Here is a 21,226-nt window from a genome sequence, read left to right on the forward strand (position 1 = left end):
TGCTGCCAGAGCTTAAATCAGCTCAGCAATTTTGCTGGCAATCTCTTGCTGTGAATACGTAACTTGCTCACCACCAGCGAGATCTTTCAATACAACGGTGTTGTCTGAAACTTCATTCTCACCCAGTACTAGGGCAACAACCGCGCCCACTTTGTCAGCACGTTTAAATTGTTTCTTAAAGTTACCACCACCAAAGTGGTTCATCACGCGAACCCCAGGAATGGCTTCACGAACTTGTTCCGCCAACTTCATGCCAGCCATCATAGTGCCTTCACCCGCAGTGACGACGTAAACGTCCACACTACGACGAACATCCGTCAGCTCTAACGTTTCCAACATTAGCACTAAACGCTCTAAGCCCATTGCAAAACCCACCGCTGGTGTAGCTTTGCCACCAAGTTGCTCGACTAGGCCATCGTAACGGCCACCACCACAAACGGTACCTTGAGAGCCTAGGCTTTCCGTGATCCATTCAAAAACCGTGCGGTTGTAGTAATCCAGGCCACGAACTAAGCGTTCGTTGACTGTGTATTCGATACCCGCCGCGTCAAGAAGTTCACACAAACCCGCAAAATGTTGCGTTGACTCTGGATCTAAGTAGTCAGACAAACGTGGCGCATCACCCAAAATCGCTTGTACATCTGGATTCTTGGTATCCAATACACGTAGTGGGTTAGTATGCATACGACGTTTGCAATCTTCATCCAGCACATCGATATGTTGCTCAAGAAATGCGATCAGTGCAGTGCGATAGTTTGCGCGCGCTTCCAACGAACCAATCGAGTTCAGCTCTAGACGCACATGTTTATCAATGCCAAGTTCACGCCAAAGACGCGCAGTCATCATGATCAGCTCTGCATCGACGTCAGGGCCATTGAGACCAAAAACTTCTACACCACACTGGTGGAATTGACGGTAACGACCTTTTTGTGGACGCTCGTGGCGGAACATAGGACCCATGTACCAAACGCGCTGTTCTTGGTTGTACAGCAAACCGTTTTCAATCCCGGCACGCACACAACCCGCGGTGCCTTCTGGACGTAATGTTAAGCTATCACCATTACGGTCTTCAAAGGTGTACATCTCTTTTTCAACCACATCGGTCACTTCGCCAATAGCACGGCTAAATAGATGCGTCATCTCAACGATTGGCATGCGCATTTCATTGTAACCGTATGCGCTAATTACGTTCTTCACTGCGCCTTCTAGTTTCTGCCACAGTGGTGATTGAGTTGGGAGACAATCATTCATGCCTCGAATTGCTTGGATTGTTTTTGCCACAATAATTACCGTAATTTGAATGACTTCGTTGAGATTTAGTTTTGCACTTTAATGTCGATGCGGTTGCTTTCATCCATGCGTGCCGCTTTGGCACGGATCTTCGCTTCTAGTTGATTCACCAGATCTTCATTGTCGAAGCGCTCTTTTTGACGTTTACCATCTTCGTAAAAAGCGCTCTTCTTGTTGCTGCCAGCCAGACCGAGATGCGATACCTCAGCTTCACCCGGACCATTCACAACGCAACCAATGATGGAGACATCCATCGGAGTAATGATGTCTTCGAGTCGCTCTTCCAGTGCATTGACCGTGCTGATGACATCAAATTCCTGACGTGAACACGATGGACACGCGATGAAGTTGATGCCTCGCGAACGAATTCGCAATGACTTAAGAATATCAAAACCCACTTTGATCTCTTCAACAGGGTTCGCCGCCAAAGAGATACGTAGCGTATCGCCAATACCTTCCGCTAAAAGCATGCCTAAGCCAACCGCTGATTTCACTGCACCAGCACGAGCACCACCCGCTTCTGTAATGCCGAGATGCAGAGGTTGATCGATTTTCTTCGCCAACAGTCGGTAAGAATCCACCGCGAGGAAAACGTCTGACGCTTTGACACTGACTTTAAATTGATCAAAGTTGAGGCGATCAAGAATATCGACATGGCGCATGGCAGACTCGACCAAAGCTTCTGGTGTCGGCTCGCCATACTTCATTTGAAGATCTTTCTCTAGCGACCCACCGTTGACACCGATGCGAATTGGAATGTTTTTGTCACGCGCGCAATCAACGACTGAGCGAATGCGCTCTTCATTACCAATGTTGCCTGGGTTGATGCGTAAACAATCCACCCCGTATTCAGCCACTTTCAGTGCGATACGATAATCAAAATGAATATCGGCGACTAATGGAATCGATACTTGCTGTTTGATCAGCTTGAAAGCTTCAGCCGCATCCATCGTCGGAACAGAAACACGAACAATGTCGGCGCCGACATTTTCCAATGCTTTAATTTGAGCAACGGTGGCTGCTACGTCCGTGGTGCGAGTATTGGTCATGGATTGCACCGCGATTGGCGCACCATCACCGATTGGAACATCGCCCACATAAATTCGCGTCGATTTACGACGGATAATTGGAGATTCGTTGTGCATAATCTTTACAAAGGTAAGGTGAATCGAGCTACTTTGCCTGCAGTATACCGAGAAAGGTCGACAGGTTCACTTGCAAATGTCATGGTCACGCCTTCTGGCGCACCCAAAATAACGTTAAAAGGGGCCTGACCAGAGAGGTTTAAATCTTGACCCGATTTACGAATACCAGAAATCAATGTCTTACCACTGGCATCTTTAACTTGAACCCAGCAGTCCGAACGAAAAGACATTGTTAAGGCGGTTTCACCATTGGCTTTGGGTGCTTCTAACGGGAGTGATTCTTCTGCCACTGGCGGTGTCAGTTGTGCTTGGGCATCACTTTCCACCGCTTCCTCAACGGGAGTGCTTTCCGTTGTCTCAACCTGAGCAGGCTCAACCTCCACTTCTGTCGCGATCTCTGGCTGAGCATCCCCTTCTGCCATACTCATTTCTTGCATCACAACATCGTCAAGCACTGGTGGCTCATTCTCTTCAATCACTGCATTCTCAAGTTGAGCGGCTTGATTGACCGACTGAGCTAAGCTGTTCTCTTGCTGATTTTGCCACCACCAAAGTGAAGAAATACCCGTAATGATGATGAAAATACCCCAAGTAATCAGCATGATGCGGCTATTGTGTTTCTCCGTATTGGTTTTACGTGAGAAGCTCTGCATCTCCTGTTCTTGGTGCTGCGCGTCACCAGTATTGTCTAGCGCATCAAGAATGATTTTTTCATCAAGACCAACCAATCTGGCGTAAGAGCGCAAATAACCGCGAGTAAAGGTCGCCACTTGGCCACTTTCAAGCTGGTTGTCGTCGATCTGTTCAATCACGTTAACGCGTAAACGTAATCGATCTGCGACTTGTTTTTGCGTGTAACCCATTGATTCGCGTTGGCGTTTGAGTAAGGTACCGACTTGTTCAATGGCGAGAGATTCTGTGGCACTGTCTTGTGAAAAATCGTTATCTGTAGTCATAACTGTCTAAAATCTTCAAATAATGAAAGTTAAGTGCGCTTATTATTCATCGTTCTTGGTTTGCACTGAACTTTGGAAAAAGTTTGCTGCGGTGCTTTGGACGCAGCCCTAATTATTTTATTAGCCAACCTACACTGCCAAAACAGAGCTGTAGCTTTAAACATGATAAGCCAAACTGCGTTATTGACAAAAACTCTATGCTGAGAAATTTACCTTTAGCTCAAGCTTTTGTCCAAAGTTTGACACAAGAAATTCGATATATCGTCCAATTCAGCATAGAAAGTCCACCAAACAAGCAAAAAATGACGATTAGAAAGCAAAACAGCCAGAGCGTAGCTCTGGCTGTTTAATAAGAAAATGATGGCTTACAGCGCTTTAACCTCGATGGTCTCACCTTTGGCCGCTTTCAGCATGGCGGTACGCTTGGTTCGGTCGATCACGTCCCCCACTAACTGACCACATGCGGCATCAATATCATCACCGCGCGTCTTACGAATTGTCACCGTATGCTCATATTGCATCAATGTCTTTTGGAAACGATCAATACGTGAGTTGCTTGGTTTCTTGTATGGTGAGCCTGGGTATGGGTTAAATGGGATCAAGTTGATTTTACAAGGTGTATCCTTCATCAACTGCGCAAGCTCATGGGCATGTTCAGTGCCATCGTTAACATGATCAAGTAGCACGTATTCCACCGTCACTTTACCGCGGTTGGCATTGGAAGAAGCAATGTAGCGACGCACTGATGCTAAGAAATCCTGAATATCCCAACGATCGTTGATCGGCATAATTTCACTGCGCAGTTTGTCATTAGGTGCATGCAAAGAAATCGCCAGTGCAACGTCAATTTTGCCCGTCATCTGATCTAAGCCAGAAACCACACCCGAAGTCGACACAGTAACGCGGCGTTTAGATAGGCCAAAGCCTAGATCATCCAGCATAATTTCCAAAGCAGGAATGAGGTTTTTCATGTTCAGCAACGGTTCGCCCATGCCCATCATCACCACGTTGGTAATCGGACGACGCCCAGTCTCTTTCTCAAGCCCCACTTCACGTGCCGCACGCCACACCTGACCGATGATTTCTGACACTTTTAAGTTACGGTTGAAACCTTGCTGCGCCGTTGAACAGAATTTACATTCCAGTGCACAACCCACTTGAGATGAAACACAAAGCGTTGCGCGATCTTCTTCTGGGATATAGACCGTTTCAACATCTTGATCGCCAACACGCATTGCCCACTTGATGGTGCCATCTGATGAGTGTTGAGCTTCTGAAACAACAGGTGCGACGATCTCGCATTTCTGCTTAAGCTTCTCTCTCAACTGCTTGTTGATGTTGGTCATGTTATCGAAATCATCCACACCGAAATGGTAGATCCACTTCATTACCTGATCAGCACGAAACGCTTTTTCGCCTAACTCTTGGGCGAACAGTTCACGCAGGCCTTTGCGATCAAAGTCGAGTAGATTAATTTTTTCAGTGCTCATGGTGCCTCTCAATGACTGAACAAGATTAAGGGCGCGAATTGTACAGGCTTTATGCAGTGACAACAAGGGCTGTAAAACCCCGAAGATGCTAAGGCAATAAAACCAAACGATTAAAATATCGCCACACTTTTCCTTAGTCAGAAAAAAGCCCAGCTTGCGTGCTGGGCTTGGGAATTCGTCTACTTATTCAAACCGCTTAACGAGGGCAGATTTCCGACTCCGGGAAGAAAAAAGCAATTTCACGCGCTGCTGATGCTGGGCTGTCACTGCCGTGAACGGAGTTGTGACGCATACTCAGTGCATAGTCGGCGCGAATGGTGCCACAAGCTGCTTCTTCTGGGTTAGTTTTACCCATCAATTCACGGTAACGTGCAATGGCATTTTCGCCTTCTAGAACCTGAACCATGATGGGTCCTGAAGTCATGAACTCTTTCAATGCTGGGAAAAATTCTTTTCCTTCGTGCTCAGCGTAAAAGCCACTTGCTTGTTCATCATTAAGATGCACCATTTTTGCAGCGATGATACGTAATCCCGCCTTCTCAATGCGGTGGTAAATTTCACCGATTAAGTTGCGTTCTACAGCGTCAGGCTTAATGATCGAAAATGTTCTTTCTAGAGCCATAAGGTGTCCCTTTATTTCATGTCGTTGTTATAGTCAGCAGCCCAATAGGGCTGCTGTGAAGTATTACTTATTCGCTTGTTCCACTAACAGATTGGCCAGAGTACAAACCCCCATACCTGTCGCACCCGCAGACCATTTGTCGCTGGCTGACTTACGGTAAGTCCCCGAGCAGTCAAAGTGCAACCAACCTTTTTGGTAATCTTGCACAAAGTAAGAAAGAAATGCCGCTGCCGTGCTGGCACCAGGAGAGTAATCACCGCCACCGATATTAGACAGGTCGGCAAAGTTTGATGGCAGCATTTCACGATGGAATTCTGCTAGTGGCAGAGGCCACAAACCTTCTTTTTCTTCTGCTGCTGACTTTAGCGCTTCTTGCGCAAGCGCTTGGTCAAACGTCAGTAGCGCGTGGTAATCGTTACCTAGCGCATTTTTCGCCGCGCCCGTTAAGGTCGCGCAATCAATGATCAACTCTGGATTTTGTTCCGAGGCGTAAATCAGGCCATCTGCAAGTACTAGGCGACCTTCCGCGTCGGTGTTCATGATTTCAACTGTCTTACCGTTTTTGTAGGTAATCACATCACCCAATTTCAACGCTCGGCCAGAAATCATATTTTCCGCACAGCATAGGATCAGTTTTACGCGCTTGTTCAGTCCGCGCATGATTGCGAGGCCTAGACCACCAGTAATCGTACCTGAACCGCCCATGTCCGCTTTCATTGAATCCATGAAATTGGACGCCTTGATACTGTAACCGCCAGAGTCAAAGGTAATACCTTTACCGACTAAACATGCCCAAACAGGCGCATTCTCATCACCCGTAGGGTTAAAGTCGAGTTGAAGCATTGCTGAAGTGCGATCAGAACCACGGCCTACGGCGTAAATGCCTTCCCAGCCTTCAGCAAGCAGATCTTTATCTTTGACGATACGTGCTGTCACTGTGCCTTCTGGAGCCACAGAACGAATAAATTCCGCCGCCATCGTCGCAAGTTGGCGAGGGGCGACTTCTTCAGCCGGTTTGTTAATGATATCGCGAGTAAACTCAGTGGCTTTAATGCGCGCTTCCAGCTCTGCTTGTGCTTTCTCTTCTAGCGCAACCCACTCAAGTTGGCTGTATTTTTTCGGATTACGATAACCTTGGTGGAAAGCCCAAATCGCTTCCACATCCCAACCGTCACCAGCCAACACCACGCTCTTGATGCCTTGCACATCAAACTTACGCGCTGCACGTTGGATTTTAGTTAAATCCGTACTTTCGCCTGTATGGATAAGAGCGCCCTGCTCATTGAATGATACCAGTGCTTTCTCGCCCCACTGTGGAGCAGCGACTTCGTGACTTAAAAATACAGACATCTGTGTAGACATGGTTTCTCCTTGCCTTATAACGGCGTTACCTACGCCTTTCTATTGGAATAACTCACGGATGTTAGCATTATGTAGGGTAGAAATGTCAAATTGATAAAAAAACGGACCAAAAGGTCCGCTTTTTTTGATGAATTTTGTTAACTCGGCTGGATTTATTCCCATTCATCCAACCAGCAAAGAATCACCGCTTCGAGGATCTTTTCATTGGAATGATTGGGCTCGTCATCAAAATCTTCAATCTCTAAAATCCACTGATGCAGATCGGTAAAACGCACCGTTTTTGGATCCATCTCAGGAAAGCGTTCGCAAAGCTCAATGGCGATATCACGCGAATCTGTCCATTTCATACTCATCTTCCTTTGAAACATTCGTCACTTCAGTACCAGTTCACTAAGTCAAAAGACCCAGTAAACTGCGCGACACATCGATTAATGGTCTTCCGATGCGTGGTTTAGCGTGTATTTTGGAATTTCAACCACTAGGTCTTCATCCGCCACTTTCGCTTGGCAGCCTAAACGCGATTCAGGCTCTAGCCCCCATGCTTTGTCGAGCATGTCATCTTCTAACTCATCGCTTTCTTCAAGTGAATCAAAGCCCTCACGAATGATGACGTGACACGTAGTACAAGCGCAAGACTTCTCACACGCGTGCTCAATAGCAATCCCATTTTTCAGTGCCACATCTAATACTGTGTCACCACTGTTTGCTTCTAGCACTGCACCTTCTGGGCACAAATCTTCATGAGGCAATACAATAATCTTAGGCATAGTTATTACTCTTAAATAGTGTCAATTGACTGGCCAGCCAGCGCTGCACGAATGGATTTATCCATTCGACGAGAGGCAAAATCTTGGCTCGCTTTGTCAGTGTCTTTAATACCTTGCTCAATCGCATTCGCTTCGTTGCCATTGCGCAGTTCAATCAAGGATTCAATCGCTTGCAGTAAGGTGGCTTTTTCAGCTTCGCTGAGTAGCTCATCCCCGTCAGCTTGCATCGCGGCAATAAGACCTTCAATCACTCGATCCGCTTCTACACGTTGCTCAGCTAAAGCACGAGCTTGCATGTCTTCTTTGGCATACGTCATTGAGTCACGAAGCATGTTCGCCACTTCGTCATCACTCAGACCATAAGATGGTTTCACTTGGATTTCTGATTGAACACCCGTGCTTTTCTCCATCGCGGTCACTGACAGCAGGCCATCTGCATCCACTTGGTAGGTAACGCGAATATGAGCAGCACCCGCCGCCATTGGCGGAATGCCTTTGAGTGAAAAGCGAGCGAGCGAACGACAGTCATCCACCATCTCACGTTCACCTTGAACAATATGGACGCTCATTGCGGTTTGGCCATCTTTAAACGTAGTGAATTCTTGAGCGCGTGCGACCGGAATGGTGGTATTGCGAGGAATGATTTTCTCAACCAAACCACCCATGGTTTCAATCCCCAACGAAAGAGGGATCACATCCAGCAATAGCATTTCAGAATCAGGCTTATTGCCCGCCAGAATATCCGCTTGAATACCGGCACCAATGGCAACCACTTCATCAGGGTTGATGTTAGTTAATGGTGTGCGACCAAAGAACTCACCCACCATTTCGCGAACCAATAAAGTGCGAGTAGATCCACCGACCATGACCACTTCAAGTACTTCGTCAACCTCCACATCTGCGTCTTTCAACGCTCGACGACAGGACATCAGCGTTTTTTTCACTAGCGGACGAATCAGCTCTTCAAATTGCTCACGCGTGACTACGCCTTTCCAACCAAAGACTTCTACTTCAACAGAGTCTTGCTCAGAGAAAGCAATCTTAGTGGCCGTCGCAATGTTCAATAGGGTGCGGTTTTTTTCTGCGCTCAAAGGCAGCTCTAAGCCCGCTTGCTCGGCAAGAAAATCGGCCAACAGATGGTCAAAATCATCACCACCTAATGCAGAATCACCGCCGGTGGCCAATACCTCAAACACCCCTTTAGAGAGGCGCAAAATTGAGATATCAAACGTACCACCACCCAAATCGTAGACCGCAATGACCCCTTCTTGGCCAGAGTCTAAGCCATAGGCAATGGCGGCGGCTGTCGGTTCGTTCAGTAAGCGAAGCACATGCAGGCCAGCAAGTTTCGCCGCATCCTTAGTGCCAGCTCGCTGCGCATCATCAAAGTAGGCAGGAACGGTAATGACCACACCAGAAAGCTCACCACCGAGACTCTCTTCTGCGCGTTTCGCTAGCACCTTTAGGATATCGGCAGAAACTTCAATTGGGTTTTTGTCCCCTTGAGTCGTCTGGAGAACAGGCAAACCATTCTCACTGGCTTTAAAACGATAAGGCAAAGAAGGATAACGAGCCTGAATGTCCGTTAACGAACGACCCAATAAGCGTTTTACCGAGATGATGGTATCTTGTGGCTGAGATTCAGACAGCGCTTTCGCCTCGTAACCGACAATCGCTTCTTCATTGGCATAATTAACAATCGATGGAAGAAGACTACGACCTTGAGCATCTTTCAAAGTGTCTGCGGTGCCGCTTCTGAATGAAGCGACCAAAGAGTTAGTGGTACCAAGATCGATACCGGCTGCTCTTTTGTGCTCATGAGGTGCCGAGCTTTGGCCCGGTTCTGCAATTTGAAGTAATGCCATGATGGATCCTTGTTTTTCAAACTAGCTGAAGAGTTTCTCTTCCACTAGCTCTATTTCATTCTTTAGTTTGGCAATAAATTTCAGCTTACGTACGCGATCGGCGGCTTGTGGCCACTGAGCGTCGTTCAGCTCTTGCTCAATCGTTGCGAGATGTTGTTTGTACATTTTACTCACTCTGGCATCAAACGCAGCCAAAGCACTCTCAGCATCTGAGCCATGAGGGATCTCTTCCAACTCTTCACGCAATTCCATCTGTTCCATCAGAAACATGGGATCTTGCATGGTTTGCTGCTCACCCCGGATTTCTAAACCGTTTTGCGATAAAAGGTATTCCGCACGAGAAATGGGATTCTTAAGCACCTGGTAAGCGTCATTAATTTGCGCCGCTTTTTGTACCGCTAACAAACGATCGCGTTCAGAAGCGGTCGCAAAATTGTCCGGATGGAAGCGTTTTTGCAATTCTCGGAACTGAGAAGAAAGAAGGCTACCATCCAGCGAAAACTGAGGTGGTAGCCCAAATAATTCAAAGTGATTCATTGATCTATGGTCCTTGAATAAATCTTCTGAGCCGACGGTAACGGCTCAGAATTTCAGTCATTAGACGTTGAAGCTTTCACCGCAACCACATTCACTTTTCGCATTTGGGTTGTTGAATTCAAAGCCTTCATTCAACCCTTCTTTTACGTAGTCAAGTTGCGTGCCGTCGAGGTACACCAAGCTCTTTTTATCGATAATCACCTTAACGCCTGAATGTTCAAACACTTCGTCTTCTTCATTCAGTTCGTCAACAAACTCAAGGACATAGGCCATTCCCGAACAACCGGTCGTCTTCACACCTAAACGCAAACCAACGCCTTTGCCTCGGTTATCTAGGAACGCTTTTACTCGACTTGCTGCGGTTTCTGTTAATGTGACGGCCATACTGCACCTTAGTTAAATAGTTTACCAATGGAATGGGAGCATCGGGCTCCCATTATAACCTCAAAAAACGCCTTAAAGTTGGTGTTTTTTCTTGTAGTCAGCCACTGCGGCTTTAATTGCATCTTCTGCAAGAATTGAACAGTGCACTTTCACTGGTGGCAATTCTAGCTCTTCTGCAATTTCCGAGTTTTTGATCGAAGCCGCTTCTTCGATGCTCTTGCCTTTTACCCATTCAGTAACCAATGAGCTTGATGCAATCGCACTACCACAACCGTAGGTCTTGAACTTTGCGTCTTCAATGATGCCTTCTGGCGTTACTTTGATTTGCAGTTTCATTACGTCACCACATGCAGGAGCACCAACCATGCCGCTACCTACCGATGGATCTTCTTTGTCAAACGAACCAACGTTACGTGGGTTCTCATAGTGATCAATTACTTTTTCGCTGTATGCCATGATATTTACCTCGAATCCTCTATAACTTGTCTATGAATTGATCTTAGTGATGAGCCCACTCAACCGTGTTGAGATCAATTCCTTCCTTGTACATATCCCATAGAGGAGACATGTCGCGCAGCTTTTCAACCGCTACACGGATTTGTTCAATTGCGTAGTCGATCTCTTCTTCCGTGGTAAAACGACCAAAAGAGAAACGAATCGAGCTATGTGCTAACTCATCATTTAGACCGAGAGCACGCAGTACATAAGAAGGCTCTAGACTCGCTGAAGTACAAGCACTGCCTGACGATACTGCAAGATCTTTTAGAGACATCAGTAGCGACTCTCCTTCAACAAAAGCAAAGCTGATGTTCAAGTTATGCGGTACACGCTGGTCAAGATCGCCGTTGATGGTCACCGCTTCCATGTCTTTCACGCCGTCTAACAGACGATTACGAAGCGCTAACGCATGTTGGTAGTCTTTTTCCATATCAAGCTTGGCGATACGGAAAGCTTCACCCATGCCAACGATTTGGTGAGTCGGTAGCGTACCTGAACGGAAACCACGCTCATGACCACCACCGTGCATTTGAGCCTCAAGACGAATACGTGGCTTGCGGCGTACATAAAGCGCGCCGATACCTTTCGGACCGTAAATCTTATGTGCAGAAAGCGAGATCAAGTCTACTTTTAGCTTCTGTACATCAATCGCCACTTTGCCCGCTGACTGCGCTGCATCGACGTGGAAGATGATTTTACGAGAACGGCAAAGTTCGCCAATGGCTTCAATATCTTGAATCACACCAATTTCATTGTTCACGTGCATAATAGACACAAGAACGGTGTCGTCGCGCATTGCGGCTTCAAGCTTGCTTAGGCTGATAAGACCATTTGATTCAGGCTCGAGATAAGTCACTTCAAAACCTTCACGCTCAAGCTGACGGCAAGTATCCAGTACGGCTTTATGCTCAGTTTTGCTAGTAATGACGTGCTTACCTTGTTTTGAGTAGAAGTGAGCTGCACCTTTGATCGCTAGGTTATCTGATTCTGTCGCACCAGATGTAAACACAATTTCACGAGGGTCGGCATTCAACAATTCTGCGATTTGCTCACGCGCGGTATCAACCGCTTCTTCTGCCTGCCAACCGTAGCGATGAGAACGTGACGCTGGGTTACCAAAGGTACCATCCATCGTCATGTACTGAACCATTTTCTCAGCGACACGTGGATCTACCGGGCAAGTTGCCGAATAGTCTAGATAAATAGGCAGTTTCATTCTTCACTCCAATGTAAACTTTTTGGCCGCTTAAGAGCGGAAATTTACACCGATGGGCGCGGTGTTAATTGTTTTGTTAGCCAACCCATGATTTACCGCAAGATCAATATCCTGACGGTCGGAAATTTCGATGACTTCATTATCACTCATGAGCTCGCCAAGCGTGATGTTGTTTAGGAAGTCTGTAATGCGCGAACTCAGGTCACGCCAAAGTGTATGAGTAAGGCAGCGAGTGCCGCCTTGGCAATCTCCTTTGCCCTGACACTTAGTTGCGTCAACCGATTCGTCAACGGCCGCGATCACCGTTCCAATTGAAATGGTAAATGCGTCTGCGCCAAGACGGTAACCACCGCCAGGACCACGAACACTCGCGACCAAACCCGCTTTACGCAGTTTGGAAAAAGTTGCTCTAAGTAAGAGAGCGAAATCCCCTGACGCTCGGAAATATCAGCCAGAGGTACAGGACTTTTTTGCGAATGCAGTGCCACATCCAGCATTGCCGTTACCGCATATCTTCCTTTAGATGTCAGTTTCATATCACACCGTATCCACACTGTTTGTAATGATACGGATTTTTCCATACCCGACTAAAATGGTCAAGTATTTATTTGACTAAAATAGTCAGGTATTCATCCCTATGAATAGCAGGGATACTATTGCTTATTGATGCTCTTTTCTACCGAAGTCAAAATGCCACGCAAAATGTTCAACTCTTGCGCTTCTGGACGAGCTCGGCTGAACAGTCGGCGCATTTTATTCATAACTTGGTTAGGCTGATCTGCTCGCACAAACTCGGTTTTCAGTAACACTTTCTCTAAGTGCTGATAAAACAGTTCAAGTTCGCTGTGGCGTGGGTATTCCGCGGTTTCTTGCGTTGGATATAGGCTTTGTTGATGACGCAAATAAGCCATACGAACTTCGTAACTTAAGGTCTGTACTGCCATCGCGAGATTCAATGAGCTGTATTCTGGGTTTGCAGGAATACAAACGTGATAATGGCAGCGTTGAAGCTCGTCGTTTGTGAGACCAGTACGCTCACGGCCAAACACCAAAGCCACATGACTCGTTTGCCCCTCTTGGACAAACTTTTCCGCACATTCAAACGGTTCCAGCATCGGCCATTCAAGGGTACGAGAGCGGGCACTCGAACCGACAACCAGCGCACAATCGGCCACCGCTTCTTCCAACGAATTCACCACTAAGGCATTCAATGCGATATCCGCCGCTCCCGATGCCAAAGCGATGGCTTGAGCGTCAACCTCACATTCAGGCTGAACAAGCACAAGCTGCGATAAACCCATCACCTTCATGGCACGAGCTGCAGACCCAATATTTCCGGAGTGAGAGGTACCAACAAGGACGACTTTTACTTTATCTAACATGCAAACTTTCAATGGCTGATTTCAAACCGCGGGATTTTATCATAGTTTTTTCCCACACCCTATATTGGATATGATGAGAACAGGCCTCACGCCCTCTCTTCCTTTTTCATGTAAACGATTTCTTGAGTTTCGTCACACCAGCCAACCTCAAAAGAACAAAAATTAACCACTTCCCTTTTGGGTTTTCTCTGGTATACTCCCCGCCGCTTTTATTTGTTCTTTAACATCCGTTGGGAAAATCGTATGCATCCAATGCTAAACATTGCTATTCGCGCTGCGCGAAAAGCAGGTAACCATATTGCTAAATCACTAGAAAACGTTGAGAAGATTGAATCTACACTAAAAGGCACAAACGACTTTGTGACTAACGTAGATAAAGAAGCTGAAACAATCATCATCGACACCATCAAGAGCTCATACCCTGAGCATTGCATCGTGGCTGAAGAAAACGGCCTGATCAACGGTAAAGATAAAGATGTGCAATGGATCATCGACCCACTGGATGGCACGACAAACTTTGTAAAAGGTTTGCCTCATTTCGCTGTTTCAATCGCTGTACGCATCAAAGGCAAAACCGAAGTTGCTTGTGTATACGACCCAATGCTAAACGAGCTATTCACCGCTCAACGTGGTGCTGGCGCTCAACTTAACAACGCACGTATCCGCGTTAAACAACCAAAAGACCTTCAAGGCGCAATCATCGCAACAGGTTTCCCATTCAAGCAAAAGCAACACTCAGAGTCTTACTTCAAGATCATGTCTGCGATGTTTGTAGAAGTGGCTGATTTCCGCCGCGCTGGCTCTGCTGCACTTGATCTCTGTTATGTGGCAGCTGGCCGCGTAGATGGTTACTTTGAGCTAGGCTTAAAACCTTGGGATATCGCAGCGGGTGAGCTTATTGCTCGTGAAGCAGGCGCGATCATCACCGACTTTGCTGGCGGTACAGAATACATCAAGTCAGGTAACGTTGTTGCATCAAGTGCTCGTGGTGTTAAATCACTACTGAAACACATCCGTGAAAACGGCAACGAAGCGATTCTTAAGTAATCTCTAGCCCGTCACGCTGATTACTTTTGAATAAGCCCTCGCATTATGCGGGGGCTTAATTATTTAGAGCAATCAGCCTCTTTATAAAACAGATCGTAGTTAGCAATAAAATCAATTTTACTGTGGCTAACCTTCCAGCGTTTCTCTTCCCATACAAATTCCAATGACAGAACAACCGGTTCGTAGTTGTCAGTTAAACCATTAACAGAAAGGCATCCTTTTCCCGTTTCTTTATCCACGGTTTGGAAGAAAGAGAGCTCAGTAATTAGACTGCCAGAAATAGAGGAAACAAATGGAAAAGCTTGCCCGAATTTAACAGGACTTTTTCCAATATCTACATCTTCAATGTTCTTTTTTAGCTTTTTTGCCAAAGACTCTAAAACTTGCTCGTACTGACGATGGTACATCTGAGCTCTTAAATCAAGGTAAGTAGTGTGGAGTTCCAATGACATAGCATGACTAGACGACAGTGACAATAATGACAAACTCAATGAAAAGATAAAATGGCGTGCCATTATAGTACTCCCGCTTTAGCAAGAGCATCATCAATCTTGCCAGGTTCAAACCTATATTTACATAGACCCCAATTACATTTCTCTACAAGTGTTCTCAGATCAAATTCACCGCTCACACCAAAAGTAACAGCACCAAAAAATGAAACACTTCCCATATAAGTTAACTTGCCATTTTCTCCCGGTTTAAAAGTCACAGAAACTGTTTTCAACTTAATACCAAGAGCATCTAATTCTGATGGGGAAAACTCAAGTTTGCAGTTTGTTTTTTAGACGAATATATACGTTAGATGAAAGTGATATGTCTATAACAAAAAAAGCCACTGCAATTGCAGTGGCTTCAATCGATGATTCGAGCAGAGTATTAAGGCATCTCTTCGAATTCTGCACCTTCTTTCTCGACTTGCGGAGGCATTAAATGCTCTTTCTGGATACCCAGTTTGAGCGCCAAAGCAGATGCCACATAGATAGAAGAGTAAGTACCGACGGTAATACCAAGTAGCAATGCGGTAGCGAAACCGTGAATCATCGCCCCACCTTGAACAAACAGTGCAATCACCACAAACAAGGTCGTACCTGAGGTAATCAACGTACGGCTTAGTGTTTGTGTGATCGAGCTGTTCATGATCTCAGCCGGTTCACCCTTACGCATTTTACGGAAGTTTTCGCGAATACGGTCAAAGACAACAATGGTATCGTTGAGTGAGTAACCCACCACCGTCAGCAATGCCGCCACAATGGTGAGATCAACTTCAATTTGCATCAAAGAGAATACACCCAATGTGATGATAACATCATGCGCCAGTGCCATTACCGCACCTGCCGCCAAACGCCATTCAAAACGCATCGAGACGTAGATCAAGATACAGATCAACGACACCAAGATCGCCAAACCACCCGCTTCTGTCAGCTCATCACCTACATTTGGACCAACGAATTCAATACGGCGCATCTCGACTGATTTACCCGTACCTTCTTTGATCGCACTTAGGATTTGGTTCCCTAAGGTTTCACCTGCCATATCTTCACGAGGGCGAAGGCGAACCATGACATCACGAGCAGAACCAAAGTTCTGTACCGTTGCGTCACCAAAACCTTTGGCTTCAAGTGCACTGCGGATCTCTTCAAGGTTTGCTGGCTGCTCAAAGCCCACTTCAATCAGCGTACCGCCTGTAAAGTCTAGGCCCCAGTTCAACCATTTGGTTGAGAGAGTAAAAATCGACGCACCGATCATCAACAAAGAGAAGACAAATGCGAATTTCGACCAACGCATAAAGTCGATCGTTTTCTCTGCTTTTAGAATTTGAAACATAACAATTCCCAGCCTTAGATCGACAGTTTATTAATGCGTTTACCACCATAAAGCAGGTTCACGATACAACGTGTACCAATAATGGCCGTAAACATTGAGGTCAAAATACCGATAGAGAGCGTCACAGCAAAGCCTTTGATTGCACCCGTACCGACGGCAAATAGAATAATCGCGGTAATCAAGGTTGTGATGTTTGCATCCGCAATGGTGCTAAATGCATTGGCATAACCTTGGTGAATCGCTTGCTGAGGATTGCGTCCTTCACGCAGCTCTTCACGAATACGCTCAAAGATCAGTACGTTTGCATCGACCGCCATACCGACCGTTAAAACAATACCGGCAATACCTGGTAGCGTCATGGTCGCACCTGGAATCATGGACATCACGCCGATGATCAGGACAAGGTTTGCCATCAAGGCGACGTTCGCAATCAGACCAAACTTGCGGTAGTAAAGCAGTGTGAACAACATCACCGCAACCATGCCCCAAATACACGCTTGGATACCCATATCGATGTTTTGCTGACCCATTGATGGACCAATGGTACGCTCTTCAACGATTGAGATAGGTGCGATCAAAGCACCAGCACGCAGTAGCAACGCAAGGTTATGTGCTTCAGCAGCAGAATCGATACCCGTAATGCGGAAGTTACGACCAAGAGCCGACTGGATCGTGGCTTGGTTAATGACTTCCTCATGCTTGGTCAAAATGACTTTGCCTTCTGGAGACTTACGACCGCTGTCTTTGTATTCCGCAAACACGGTGGCCATTAGCTTGCCAATGTTTTTCTTCGAAAACGCAGCCATCTTGTTACCACCTTCGCTGTCTAGCGAGATGTTTACTTGAGGACGACCATATTCATCAACACTTGAACTTGCATCGGTGATGCTTGCCCCACTGAGAATAACGCGTTTCTTCAACACCACAGGACGACCATTACGATCTTGCTTGATCTCGCTGCCCGCAGGCGCTCGACCACTTGCAGCAGCAGCAAGATCCGCTTTGTCATCCACTTCACGGAATTCTAGCGTTGCTGTCGCACCTAAAATCTCTTTGGCACGAGCAGTATCTTGCACACCTGGCAGTTCAACCACGATACGGCTAGCACCTTGGCGTTGAACAAGTGGCTCAGCAACACCTAGCTCATTCACACGGTTGCGTAGAATGGTGATGTTCTGTTCAACAGCGTAGTTACGGATTTCTTGCAGACGGGTTTCAGTAAAGGTAGCAATTAAGGCGTAACGGCCATCTTTGTCTGATTCGACAAAAGCCATATCAGGATGCAGTTTTTCAAGTTCACGTTTTGCTTGAGATAGCTCTTCACCATCTCTGAGCAACACTTCGATCGCATCACTGCCAACAGGGCGAATAGAGCGATAGCGAATTTTTGCATCACGAAGTTCACTACGGAAAGCATCTTCTTGTTGCCCCACCAGCTTTTCCATCGCGGCATCCATATCCACTTCCATCAAGAAGTGCACACCACCACGTAGGTCAAGACCCAGTTTCATAGGAGCAGCACCTATCGATTCAAGCCAGTCTGGCGTTGAAGGTGCTAAGTTCAGAGCAACAATTTTGTCTTTGCCCAACGCTTCACTGATCACATCACGAGCACTAATTTGCGTATCGGTGTCGTTAAAACGAACAAGAATGGATCCATTCTCTAAAGCAATGGATTTATGGGAAAGATTCTCTTTATTAAGAGCGTTAGTGACAGCATCCAGCGTTGACATATCTACAGAGGCGCCACGCGCCCCTGTAACTTGAATAGCCGGATCTTCACCGTAGATATTTGGAAGTGCGTACAAGGCAGCGATGGCAATGGCAAACATAACCATCAAGTACTTCCATAAAGGATAACGGTTCAGCACAGCGAGGATCCTCTAGCTGTTTTATAGAGATTTAAGCGTACCTTTTGGTAGCACAGCGGTAACGAAGTCTTTTTTGATCACAACTTCGTTGTTTGGGTTAAGTTCGATTGTCACGAAGTCATTGTCTTCTGCAATCTTAGTGATTTTACCCACAAGACCACCATTGGTCAGAACTTCATCACCTTTACCCATGGATGCCATTAGGCTCTTGTGCTCTTTAACACGTTTCGCTTGTGGACGGTAAATCATGAAGTAGAAAATCACACCGAACATACCCAACATGATGAGCATTTCGAACATGCCGCCTTGTTGTGCGCCTTCTGCTGCTGCGTGAGCTTGAGAGATAAACATTAAAACATCCTCATTAATTTTTATTAATAATCCAATAAATTGGGTAACGCCACCTCATTTTCAAGCGAGTTCACTCACAAAAACAAGATGGCGTAACACTTTTTTACTATTGCGAACTTATGCCTGTTTACCAAGTGGTGGCACTTCGCGATTGCGTCGAGCGTAGAACTCTTCCACAAACTGCTCGAAGCGATCTTCATCAATCGCTTTACGAATGCTTTCCATGAGACGTTGGTAATAACGCAGGTTATGGATAGTGTTTAAGCGAGCACCAAGGATTTCATTACAACGGTCCAAGTGGTGCAGATACGACTTAGAGTAATTTTTGCAAGTGTAACAGTCACAGTGCGGATCGAGAGGGGTTGTATCCGTTTTATGTGTCGCATTACGGATCTTGATCACACCACCAGTCACAAATAGGTGTCCATTACGTGCATTTCGCGTTGGCATTACACAGTCAAACATGTCGATACCGCGACGAACTCCTTCAACCAAGTCTTCTGGTTTGCCCACGCCCATCAGGTAACGCGGTTTATCTTCTGGTAACTGAGGACAGGTGTGCTCAAGTACGCGATGCATGTCTTCTTTAGGTTCGCCAACCGCAAGACCACCGACCGCATAGCCATCAAAACCAATCTCTGTTAGGCCTTTAACTGACACATCACGAAGATCTTCGTAGACACCGCCTTGAACAATACCAAATAGGTTGTTTGGGTTTTCGAGCTTATCGAAATGGTCACGCGAGCGTTGTGCCCAACGCAGAGACATTTCCATCGATTTTTTCGCTTCAGCGTGAGTCGCAGGGTAAGGCGTACACTCATCGAAAATCATTACGATGTCAGAACCGAGGTCTTTTTGAATTTCCATCGATTTCTCAGCATCCATGAAAATCTTGTCACCGTTTACTGGGTTGCGGAAATGCACGCCTTCTTCGGTAATTTTACGAATATCACCAAGGCTGAATACTTGGAAACCGCCTGAGTCAGTCAAGATAGGACCTTGCCAGTTCATGAAATCGTGCAGATCGCCGTGCATTTTCATCACTTCTTGGCCAGGACGTAGCCATAAGTGGAATGTGTTGCCTAGTAGAATTTCTGCACCCGTCTCTTTTACTTCTTCTGGTGTCATACCTTTGACGGTACCGTAAGTACCGACAGGCATAAACGCCGGGGTTTGCACTGTTCCACGTTCAAATGTCAATTGACCACGACGGGCATTGCCATTTTTCTTTTTAAGATCAAATTTTAATTTCACGAAGCCTCCAACGTCAGAGAAACAGTCTGACGGTATTGTCACGGACGTTTCCGTCCCACCAGAGCGGTCGCGTTTTCCTTGCGAAAAAATGGAGTGAATCCATCCCTCTAGCCTGCTGCTAGCACTCGTTTTGCATGCAGCCAAGATTATCCCGATCTGCACCACTAAAATGAAACTTACTTCACTTTAGATAACATTTGTTGCGCTTTTTATTGCTTATTGCGTTTTCTTCTCAATGAACATCGCATCCCCGTAAGAGAAAAAGCGATATTGATTGGCCACGGCATGCTGATACGCATTCATGGTATGGTCATAACCGGCAAACGCACTCACCAGCATAATCAGCGTCGATTCTGGTAAATGGAAATTGGTGATCAAACAGTCCACCAACTGATATTGATAGCCAGGGAAAATGAAAATTTCCGTATCGCCAAAGAAAGGCATCAACTCAGTGCCGTTTTTCAACGACTCTTGCGCCGCGCTCTCTAGAGAGCGTACTGACGTGGTACCAACCGCAATGACGCGGCCACCACGTGCTTTCGTGGCTTTAATCGCATCCACCACCTCTTGTGGTACTTCTGCATACTCAGAGTGCATGTGATGCTCAAGAATATTGTCCACTTTCACTGGCTGAAATGTGCCAGCACCGACATGCAACGTCACGTACGCAAACTCAGCGCCTTTGGCTTTGATCTGCTCAAGCAGTTGATTGTCAAAATGCAATCCCGCCGTCGGTGCAGCAACCGCACCCGGTTTTTGGTTATAAACCGTTTGGTAACGCTCTTTATCCGCATCTTCATCTGGACGATCAATGTAAGGTGGAAGAGGCATATGGCCAATTTCTTCCAACACTTCGAGAATGGTTTTGTCTGCCTTTAAACGGAGCTCAAACAACGCATCTTGGCGTGCTACCATCTCTGCTGAGTATTGGTCTTCTTCCCCAAGAAAGACTAACGTACCCGGTTTCGGAGACTTAGAACTGCGTACATGCGCGAGGAAGCGCTTCTCATCAAGCATGCGCTCGACCAAGACTTCCAACTTGCCGCCAGATTCTTTACGACCAAACATGCGTGCAGGAATCACTCGCGTGTTGTTAAACACCACAAGATCCCCTGCTTGAACCAGCTCCAACACATCTTTGAACGAGCCATCTTTTACAGCGCCGGTGTTGCCATTTAGCTGAAGTAGACGACTGGCGGTACGCTCCGATTGAGGATAACGAGCGATCAGTTCGTCAGGTAAGTCAAAGTGAAAATCTGAAACTTGCATGCTACTGCTCTTGGTAAATTTGTCGAAATAAAGGAGTTCTGTTGCGAGTAAAATTTTCGCAGTGGGCTAGTATAGAGCGAGACCAGTCAATAGCAA

22 protein-coding genes and 1 pseudogene are annotated in these 21,226 nt (G+C 46.4%); 1 reads left to right on the forward strand and 22 read right to left on the reverse strand.

Annotated elements, in window-relative coordinates; genetic code table 11:
- Nucleotides 1-12: 12 nt before the first annotated feature.
- From hisS to trmJ, 15 genes and pseudogenes are all read right to left on the reverse strand, one after another.
- Entirely contained in the window at nt 13-1,281 is a 1,269-nt protein-coding gene (hisS, locus tag PQQ36_RS13615; RefSeq protein WP_072610749.1) for a histidine--tRNA ligase, read from the reverse strand.
- Nucleotides 1,282-1,316: 35 nt separating this feature from the next.
- Nucleotides 1,317-2,435 (reverse strand): flavodoxin-dependent (E)-4-hydroxy-3-methylbut-2-enyl-diphosphate synthase, encoded by a 1,119-nt coding sequence (ispG, locus tag PQQ36_RS13620; protein ID WP_011078526.1) that lies wholly within the window; start codon nt 2,433-2,435, stop codon nt 1,317-1,319.
- A 5-nt stretch (nt 2,436-2,440) separates the two neighbouring features.
- Nucleotides 2,441-3,391, reverse strand: a complete 951-nt coding sequence (rodZ, locus tag PQQ36_RS13625) for a cytoskeleton protein RodZ (protein ID WP_013572348.1) — start codon at nt 3,389-3,391, stop codon at nt 2,441-2,443.
- 365 nt (nt 3,392-3,756) lie between these two features.
- Nucleotides 3,757-4,881, reverse strand: a complete 1,125-nt coding sequence (locus tag PQQ36_RS13630) for a bifunctional tRNA (adenosine(37)-C2)-methyltransferase TrmG/ribosomal RNA large subunit methyltransferase RlmN (RefSeq protein WP_011149605.1) — start codon at nt 4,879-4,881, stop codon at nt 3,757-3,759.
- A 196-nt stretch (nt 4,882-5,077) separates the two neighbouring features.
- Entirely contained in the window at nt 5,078-5,503 is a 426-nt protein-coding gene (gene ndk / locus PQQ36_RS13635) for a nucleoside-diphosphate kinase (RefSeq protein ID WP_011078529.1), read from the reverse strand.
- 63 nt (nt 5,504-5,566) lie between these two features.
- Nucleotides 5,567-6,865: an aminopeptidase PepB gene (pepB, locus tag PQQ36_RS13640; protein ID WP_011078530.1), complete on the reverse strand. Its 1,299-nt coding sequence runs from the start codon at nt 6,863-6,865 to the stop codon at nt 5,567-5,569.
- A gap of 152 nt (nt 6,866-7,017) precedes the next feature.
- Nucleotides 7,018-7,212: a Fe-S cluster assembly protein IscX gene (gene iscX, locus PQQ36_RS13645; protein WP_045621491.1), complete on the reverse strand. Its 195-nt coding sequence runs from the start codon at nt 7,210-7,212 to the stop codon at nt 7,018-7,020.
- An 81-nt stretch (nt 7,213-7,293) separates the two neighbouring features.
- Nucleotides 7,294-7,632, reverse strand: coding sequence for an ISC system 2Fe-2S type ferredoxin (fdx, locus tag PQQ36_RS13650; protein WP_011078532.1), 339 nt, complete (start codon nt 7,630-7,632; stop codon nt 7,294-7,296).
- Between the two features lie 11 nt (nt 7,633-7,643).
- Nucleotides 7,644-9,497 carry a Fe-S protein assembly chaperone HscA gene (gene hscA, locus PQQ36_RS13655; protein WP_263137666.1) on the reverse strand — a complete coding sequence of 618 codons (1,854 nt, stop codon included), beginning with the start codon at nt 9,495-9,497 and terminating at the stop codon, nt 7,644-7,646.
- Nucleotides 9,498-9,518: 21 nt separating this feature from the next.
- Entirely contained in the window at nt 9,519-10,034 is a 516-nt protein-coding gene (gene hscB, locus PQQ36_RS13660) for a co-chaperone HscB (RefSeq protein WP_072610751.1), read from the reverse strand.
- 60 nt (nt 10,035-10,094) lie between these two features.
- Nucleotides 10,095-10,418, reverse strand: a complete 324-nt coding sequence (iscA, locus tag PQQ36_RS13665; RefSeq protein WP_011078535.1) for an iron-sulfur cluster assembly protein IscA — start codon at nt 10,416-10,418, stop codon at nt 10,095-10,097.
- Nucleotides 10,419-10,490: 72 nt separating this feature from the next.
- The gene (gene iscU, locus PQQ36_RS13670) at nt 10,491-10,874 is read right to left on the reverse strand and encodes a Fe-S cluster assembly scaffold IscU (protein ID WP_011078536.1); all 384 of its coding nucleotides are present in this window, start codon (nt 10,872-10,874) and stop codon (nt 10,491-10,493) included.
- A 43-nt stretch (nt 10,875-10,917) separates the two neighbouring features.
- A complete protein-coding gene (locus tag PQQ36_RS13675) occupies nt 10,918-12,132 on the reverse strand; it encodes an IscS subfamily cysteine desulfurase (RefSeq protein WP_017789361.1) in 1,215 nt (404 codons plus the stop codon).
- A 30-nt stretch (nt 12,133-12,162) separates the two neighbouring features.
- Nucleotides 12,163-12,668: pseudogene (gene iscR, locus PQQ36_RS13680) on the reverse strand (Fe-S cluster assembly transcriptional regulator IscR).
- Nucleotides 12,669-12,785: 117 nt separating this feature from the next.
- The gene (trmJ, locus tag PQQ36_RS13685) at nt 12,786-13,514 is read right to left on the reverse strand and encodes a tRNA (cytosine(32)/uridine(32)-2'-O)-methyltransferase TrmJ (RefSeq protein ID WP_011149599.1); all 729 of its coding nucleotides are present in this window, start codon (nt 13,512-13,514) and stop codon (nt 12,786-12,788) included.
- Nucleotides 13,515-13,757: 243 nt separating this feature from the next.
- On the opposite strand from trmJ, the gene suhB reads away from it, so the two are divergent.
- Entirely contained in the window at nt 13,758-14,561 is an 804-nt protein-coding gene (suhB, locus tag PQQ36_RS13690) for an inositol-1-monophosphatase (protein ID WP_011078540.1), read from the forward strand.
- Between the two features lie 59 nt (nt 14,562-14,620).
- Here suhB and PQQ36_RS13695 read toward each other — a convergent pair whose 3' ends face one another.
- The 7 genes from PQQ36_RS13695 to queA form a co-directional block, all read right to left on the reverse strand.
- On the reverse strand, nt 14,621-15,076 hold the full coding sequence (locus PQQ36_RS13695; protein WP_225470806.1) for a hypothetical protein: 456 nt from the start codon (nt 15,074-15,076) through the stop codon (nt 14,621-14,623).
- Nucleotides 15,076-15,285, reverse strand: coding sequence for a hypothetical protein (locus tag PQQ36_RS13700; protein ID WP_011149596.1), 210 nt, complete (start codon nt 15,283-15,285; stop codon nt 15,076-15,078). Before PQQ36_RS13700 ends, PQQ36_RS13695 begins: the two co-directional genes overlap by 1 nt.
- A gap of 152 nt (nt 15,286-15,437) precedes the next feature.
- On the reverse strand, nt 15,438-16,385 hold the full coding sequence (gene secF / locus PQQ36_RS13705; protein WP_011078541.1) for a protein translocase subunit SecF: 948 nt from the start codon (nt 16,383-16,385) through the stop codon (nt 15,438-15,440).
- Nucleotides 16,386-16,399: 14 nt separating this feature from the next.
- Nucleotides 16,400-18,256, reverse strand: a complete 1,857-nt coding sequence (gene secD / locus PQQ36_RS13710) for a protein translocase subunit SecD (RefSeq protein WP_011078542.1) — start codon at nt 18,254-18,256, stop codon at nt 16,400-16,402.
- Between the two features lie 21 nt (nt 18,257-18,277).
- Nucleotides 18,278-18,607, reverse strand: a complete 330-nt coding sequence (yajC, locus tag PQQ36_RS13715; protein ID WP_011078543.1) for a preprotein translocase subunit YajC — start codon at nt 18,605-18,607, stop codon at nt 18,278-18,280.
- Nucleotides 18,608-18,724: 117 nt separating this feature from the next.
- Nucleotides 18,725-19,861 carry a tRNA guanosine(34) transglycosylase Tgt gene (gene tgt, locus PQQ36_RS13720; RefSeq protein ID WP_013572355.1) on the reverse strand — a complete coding sequence of 379 codons (1,137 nt, stop codon included), beginning with the start codon at nt 19,859-19,861 and terminating at the stop codon, nt 18,725-18,727.
- Nucleotides 19,862-20,077: 216 nt separating this feature from the next.
- Nucleotides 20,078-21,130 carry a tRNA preQ1(34) S-adenosylmethionine ribosyltransferase-isomerase QueA gene (gene queA, locus PQQ36_RS13725; protein WP_273661679.1) on the reverse strand — a complete coding sequence of 351 codons (1,053 nt, stop codon included), beginning with the start codon at nt 21,128-21,130 and terminating at the stop codon, nt 20,078-20,080.
- Between the last annotated feature and the right edge of the window lie 96 nt (nt 21,131-21,226).

The sequence above is a fragment of the Vibrio sp. CCUG 15886 genome (assembly GCF_028570825.1).
GTDB lineage: Bacteria > Pseudomonadota > Gammaproteobacteria > Enterobacterales > Vibrionaceae > Vibrio > Vibrio vulnificus_B.

Excerpts from the sequence above, each read along its gene's own strand:
- ispG (WP_011078526.1), bottom strand. The coding sequence starts at position 2,435 with ATGCACAACGAATCTCCAATTATCCGTCGTAAATCGACGCGAATTTAT.
- rodZ (WP_013572348.1), bottom strand. The coding sequence starts at position 3,391 with ATGACTACAGATAACGATTTTTCACAAGACAGTGCCACAGAATCTCTC.
- PQQ36_RS13630 (WP_011149605.1), bottom strand. The coding sequence starts at position 4,881 with ATGAGCACTGAAAAAATTAATCTACTCGACTTTGATCGCAAAGGCCTG.
- ndk (WP_011078529.1), bottom strand. The coding sequence starts at position 5,503 with ATGGCTCTAGAAAGAACATTTTCGATCATTAAGCCTGACGCTGTAGAA.
- pepB (WP_011078530.1), bottom strand. The coding sequence starts at position 6,865 with ATGTCTACACAGATGTCTGTATTTTTAAGTCACGAAGTCGCTGCTCCA.
- iscX (WP_045621491.1), bottom strand. The coding sequence starts at position 7,212 with ATGAAATGGACAGATTCGCGTGATATCGCCATTGAGCTTTGCGAACGC.
- fdx (WP_011078532.1), bottom strand. The coding sequence starts at position 7,632 with ATGCCTAAGATTATTGTATTGCCTCATGAAGATTTGTGCCCAGAAGGT.
- hscA (WP_263137666.1), bottom strand. The coding sequence starts at position 9,497 with ATGGCATTACTTCAAATTGCAGAACCGGGCCAAAGCTCGGCACCTCAT.
- hscB (WP_072610751.1), bottom strand. The coding sequence starts at position 10,034 with ATGAATCACTTTGAATTATTTGGGCTACCACCTCAGTTTTCGCTGGAT.
- iscA (WP_011078535.1), bottom strand. The coding sequence starts at position 10,418 with ATGGCCGTCACATTAACAGAAACCGCAGCAAGTCGAGTAAAAGCGTTC.
- iscU (WP_011078536.1), bottom strand. The coding sequence starts at position 10,874 with ATGGCATACAGCGAAAAAGTAATTGATCACTATGAGAACCCACGTAAC.
- PQQ36_RS13675 (WP_017789361.1), bottom strand. The coding sequence starts at position 12,132 with ATGAAACTGCCTATTTATCTAGACTATTCGGCAACTTGCCCGGTAGAT.
- trmJ (WP_011149599.1), bottom strand. The coding sequence starts at position 13,514 with ATGTTAGATAAAGTAAAAGTCGTCCTTGTTGGTACCTCTCACTCCGGA.
- suhB (WP_011078540.1), top strand. The coding sequence starts at position 13,758 with ATGCATCCAATGCTAAACATTGCTATTCGCGCTGCGCGAAAAGCAGGT.
- PQQ36_RS13695 (WP_225470806.1), bottom strand. The coding sequence starts at position 15,076 with ATGGCACGCCATTTTATCTTTTCATTGAGTTTGTCATTATTGTCACTG.
- secF (WP_011078541.1), bottom strand. The coding sequence starts at position 16,385 with ATGTTTCAAATTCTAAAAGCAGAGAAAACGATCGACTTTATGCGTTGG.
- yajC (WP_011078543.1), bottom strand. The coding sequence starts at position 18,607 with ATGTTTATCTCTCAAGCTCACGCAGCAGCAGAAGGCGCACAACAAGGC.
- queA (WP_273661679.1), bottom strand. The coding sequence starts at position 21,130 with ATGCAAGTTTCAGATTTTCACTTTGACTTACCTGACGAACTGATCGCT.